Source organism: Micromonospora sp. NPDC049101 (genome assembly GCF_040648675.1).
GTDB lineage: Bacteria > Actinomycetota > Actinomycetes > Mycobacteriales > Micromonosporaceae > Micromonospora.
In genome coordinates this window covers 1-4,976 of sequence record NZ_JBEZED010000062.1, presented here as the reverse complement: position 1 = coordinate 4,976, position 4,976 = coordinate 1, and the positions used below count along the sequence as shown (strand labels likewise).

General features: G+C 73.5%; 2 protein-coding genes. Both read right to left on the bottom strand.

Annotated elements, in window-relative coordinates:
• Positions 1-915, bottom strand: a 915-nt coding sequence (locus AB0B57_RS36730) for a beta-ketoacyl synthase N-terminal-like domain-containing protein (protein WP_357081063.1), incomplete at its 3' end; no start/stop codon positions are given.
• On the bottom strand, positions 915-4,922 hold the full coding sequence (locus AB0B57_RS36725; protein ID WP_357081060.1) for an SDR family NAD(P)-dependent oxidoreductase: 4,008 nt from the start codon (positions 4,920-4,922) through the stop codon (positions 915-917). The genes AB0B57_RS36730 and AB0B57_RS36725, both read right to left, overlap by 1 nt.
• Between the last annotated feature and the right edge of the window lie 54 nt (positions 4,923-4,976).

Here is a 4,976-nt window from a genome sequence, read left to right as displayed (position 1 = left end):
CGCCAACACCCGACGCCCACCAGCCACCGCATCCGACAACCGCTCCACCAACAACACCCCCACACCCTCCGCCCAACCCGTCCCATCCGCCCCCGCCGAAAACGCCTTACACCGACCATCAACCGCCAACCCCCGCTGACGACTGAACTCCACAAACGTCGCCGGCGTCGACATCACCGTCACCCCACCAGCAAGCGCCAAATCACACTCACCCTGCCGCAACGACTGCACCGCCAAATGCAACGCCACCAACGACGACGAACACGCCGTATCCACCGTCACCGCAGGACCCTCAAAACCAAACGTGTACGCCACCCGCCCCGAAGCGACACTGCCGGAACTGCCCGTCCGCAGATAGCCCTCGACCTCCTCGGGCACCTGCCTGATCCGCGAGGCGTAGTCGTTGTAGACGACACCCGCGAAGACACCCGTCCGGCTGCCCCGCATCGTGGACGGATCCATCCCGGCCGATTCGAAAGCCTCCCAGGACGTCTCCAGCAGCAGCCGCTGCTGGGGATCGGTCGCCAGCGCCTCACGCGGGGAGAGCCCGAAGAAGGCCGGGTCGAAATCCGCCGCGTCGTAGAGGAAGCCGCCTTCCCGGGCCGAGACCTTGCCGGCGCGGTCCGGGTCCGGGTCGTACAGGTCCTCCGGCCAGCCGCGGTCCGCGGGGAAGCCGCCGATCGCGTCGCGGCCATCGCGGACGAGCTGCCAGAGCTTCTCCGGGCTGCTGGCCCCGCCCGGGTAACGGCAGCTCATCCCGATGATCGCGATGGGCTCCCGATCCCCGTCCTCCAGGTCGCGGATCCGCTGGTGGGCCTGGCGCAGGTCGCCGGTGACCCGCCTGAGATAGTCGAGGAGCTTCGCCTCGCTCCGCTCTCCCCCGCCGGACATCGCGTTCACTCCAGCCTCGGTCATCAGATCGCCCCGAACTCGTTGTCGATCATTTGGAACAGCTCGTCCGCGGAGGCGCCGCTCAGGTCGTCGTCCCTTCGGTCCGGCGCGGGCTCCGGTGCGCCGGCCCATTTCGCCAGCAGCGTCTGCAGCCGGGTCGCGACCCAGGCGCGTTGGTCCTCGTCGGGCTCGGCCGTCGCCAGGGCTGCCTCCAGCGCGTCCAGCCCGCCGACCAGCGCCGCCGCCGGCTCGCCGGGTGCGGGCGCGATCTCGTCGGCGATGAACCGGGCGAGGGCGATCGGCGTCGGCCGGTCGAACACGACAGTGGCGGGCAGCTGCGCCCCGGTCGCCGCCACGAGGCGGTTACGCAGGTCCACGGCGGTCAGTGAGTCGAACCCGAGCTCGCGGAAGGCGGCCTCGCGACCCACCTGTTCCGCCGAGGAGTGCCCGAGTGCCACCGCGACCTGGGTCCGGATCAGCCCGAGCAGTGCGTTCTCACGCGCCTCGGCCGACAGGCCCGCCAGCCGTTCGCGCAGCGCCGTGGATTCCTCCGCCGTCCCGGCCGCCCTTCTCGCGGCCCGCCGCGGGCCCGCCTTGACGAGCCCCTGGAGCACCGGCGGTAGCGACCCCTCCCGTGCCCCGGCGCGCAACGCCCGCTCGTTGAGCCGGACCGGGACCAGCACCGGTTCCTCGGACGCCAGCGCGGCGTCGAACAACGCGAGTGCCTCGTCCGGCCCCAGCGGGACGACACCGAGGCGCTCGATGCGCCGGAGGTCACGGTCGCGCAGCCCGGCCGCCATCCCCCCGTCGCCACCGGGCGCCCACGGGCCCCATCCGAGCGAGACGGCGGGAAGCCCCGCGGCCCTGCGGGTCTGGGCCAGTGCGTCGAGACGGGCATTGGCCGCCGCGTAGCCGGCCTGGCCCGCGGTGCCGACGGTGGCGGCTGCCGACGAGAACAGCACGAACGCCGACAGTGGCAGATGCTCGGTCAGTTCGTGCAGGTGCAGTGCCCCCTCGGCCTTGGCGGCAGCCAGACCGTCGAGCCGGTCCGGCGTCAGTGTCTCGACCACGCCGTCGTCGAGCACTCCCGCGGCATGCACCACGGCGGTGAGCGGGTACTCCGCCGGTATGTCCCCGAGCAGGGCCGCGACCGCCTCGCGATCGGACACGTCACAGGCCGCGATCCTGACCCGGGCACCGAGCGCCTCCAGATCGGCGGTGAGGGCGGCGGCGCCGTCCGCGTCGGGCCCCCCGCGTCCGGCGAGCAGAAGGCTGCGGACGCCGTGCCCGGTCACCAGGTGCCGGGCGATCCGGCCGCCCAGCGCGCCCGTACCGCCGGTGATGAGGACGGTGCCGTCGGCCAGCGCTCCCGGCGGCGGAACGGTCAGGACCACCTTGCCGACGTGGCGGCCCTGGCTGACGTGCCGGAACGCCCGCTGCGCGGCGCGTACGTCCCAGGCGGTGGTGGGCAGCGGCGCCAGCACCCCGCGCTCGAACAGCGTCACGAGGTCGGTCAGCATCTCCTGGATCCGGGCCGGCGCGACGTCGGCGAGGTCGAAGGCGCGGTAGCGGACACCCTCGTGCTCGGCGGCGACGAGGTCCGGATCCCGCAGGTCGGCCTTGCCCATCTCGACGAACCGGCCGCCGCGCGGCAACAGCCGCAGCGAGGCGTCGACCAGCTCGCCGGCGAGCGAGTCCAGCACCACGTCCATCCCACGGCCACCGGTCGCGGCCAGGAACGCGGCCTCGAACTCGGCGGTGCGGGACGAGGCGATCCGGTCCCCGGGCAGTCCGGACGAGTGCAGGACATCCCATTTGCCTGGGCTCGCGGTGCCGTAGACCTCGGCGCCCCAGTGCTGGGCCAGTTGGACCGCCGCCATGCCGACCCCGCCCGCCGCGGCGTGGACCAGGACGGCCTCCCCCTTGCGCAGCTCGGCCACCTCGCGCAGCCCGTGGTAGGCGGTGAGGAAGACGATCGGTACGGAGGCCGCCTGGGTGAACGTCCATCCCCGCGGGATCCGCACGAGGGTCCGCCGGTCGGTGACGGCGACCGGCCCGAAGGAACCGGGCAGCAGACCCATCACCCGGTCACCGGGTGCGAGGTCCGTGACACCCGGCCCGACCTCCAGGACCATCCCGGCACCTTCGCCGCCGAGGACGGCCGCGCCGGGGTACACCCCGAGGGCGATCAGCACGTCGCGGAAGTTCAGCCCGGCAGCCCGGACCGACACCCGGACCTGGCCATGGCCGAGTGGCGCGAGCACGTCCGGGCAGGGCTCCAGGGCGAGACCGTCGGCCGTACCCGCACCGGTCGGGACGAGCCTCCAGGCGGGCCCCTCGGGCACCTCCGGTGCCACCGCCGCGGTACGGGCCAGCCTCGGCACAAGGGTCGCGCCCCCGCGCACCGCGAGCTGCCGCTCCCCGGTCGCGATCGACGCGGCGAACGCGGCGACCGAAGGGGCTCGGCCGTCCAGGTCCGCGAGGACGAACGTGCCGGGGTGCTCGGCCTGCACGGAGCGCACCAGCCCCCACACCGCGGCCTGCTCGGGCCGGTGCACCGCCTCCCCCGGCCGGGCCTGGACAGCGCCGTTGGTGACGACGACCGCGGTGGATCCGGCGAACCGCTCGTCGGCGAGCCAGGTCTGGATCTGGCTCAGCACCTCGTGCGGGCTCTCCCTGCCGGTGCCGGCGCACAGCACGACCAGGCCGGGCACCGTCCCGGCGACCGCGAGCGACGCCAGATCCGGGTGGCTGCGAACCTCACCCGCGGCCGAGCTCAGCGCGCCGGCCAGGCCGAGCGGATCCGGGCCGACCACCGCCCAGTCGGTCTGGGTGGGAGTGCCCGCCGGTACCTCGTTCCAGTCCAGCCGGTAGAGCGATCGGTGTTGACCGCCTGTGGAGAGCCGGTCCGGCGAGCCCGCCCGGAAGGCCACCGAGGTGGCTGTCGCGACGGGCAGCCCGGACGGGTCGCACACCGCCAGGGAAATCGCTGAGGAACCGGCCGGTGCCAGCCGCACCCGTAGGGACGACGCGCCTTTGGCGTGCAGGGCGACGTCGGCCCAGGCGAAGGGCAGCCGCACTTCCCCGGGCGGTCCGAGCATGCCCAGGTCGGCGGCGTGCAGGGCCGCGTCGAGCAACGCGGGGTGCAGAGCGTACCGGGCCGCCTCCGCCTCGGCTGGCACGGGCAGCGCCACCTCGGCGAACACCTCCGCGCCGCGGCGCCACGCGGCGCGCAGCCCCTGGAAGGCGGGGCCGTAGGTGTACCCGCGTTCGGCGAGATCCCGGTAGTGGTCGGACACCTCGATGGCGACGGCCCCCGCGGGCGGCCACTGCGTCAGATCGGCGGGGAACTCCTGCGGTCCCGCACCGGGTGCCAGCACGCCGGACGCGTGTTGGGTCCAGGCCTCGTCGAGCTCACTGCCGCCCGGCCGGGAGTGCAGGGCGAACGCGCGTCGGCCCGACTCGTCCGGCTCCTCCGTGGTGATCTGGAACTGGAGTGCCGCTCGCTCGTCGAGGACCAGCGGCGCGTCCAGGACGAGTTCCTCGAGGACGTCGCAGGCGACCTGTTCGCCCACCTGGAGGGCGAGTTCCACGATCGCCGTGCCCGGCAGCAGGACGGTGCCCATGATCATGTGGTCGGCGAGCCAAGGCTGCGTGCGCAGGGACAGGCCACCCGTGAAGAGCATGCCCTGACCGCCGGCCAGGCCCACCGCCGCGCCGAGCAGAGGGTGCCCGATCGCGTCCAGGCCCGCGGCGGAGACACCGGCGGTCTGCGGCCTCGGCTGCGGCCAGTAGCGGCGCCGTTGGAAGGAGTAGGTCGGCAGGTCGACGGAACGGCCGCCGCGGCCGGCGAAATACGCCCGCCAGTCGACGGACACGCCGTGTACGACGACACCCGCCAGGAGTTCGGCCAGTGAGGTCATCTCCGGCCGGCCCTTGCGCAGGACGGGTATCGCGGTGCTGCCGGGGATCTGTTCCCGCACCAGTGCAGAGAGCACACCATCCGGCCCCAACTCCACGAACGCCGTCACCCCAGCGCCCAACAAAGCCCCGACCCCATCAGAAAAACGAACCGTCTCCCGCAC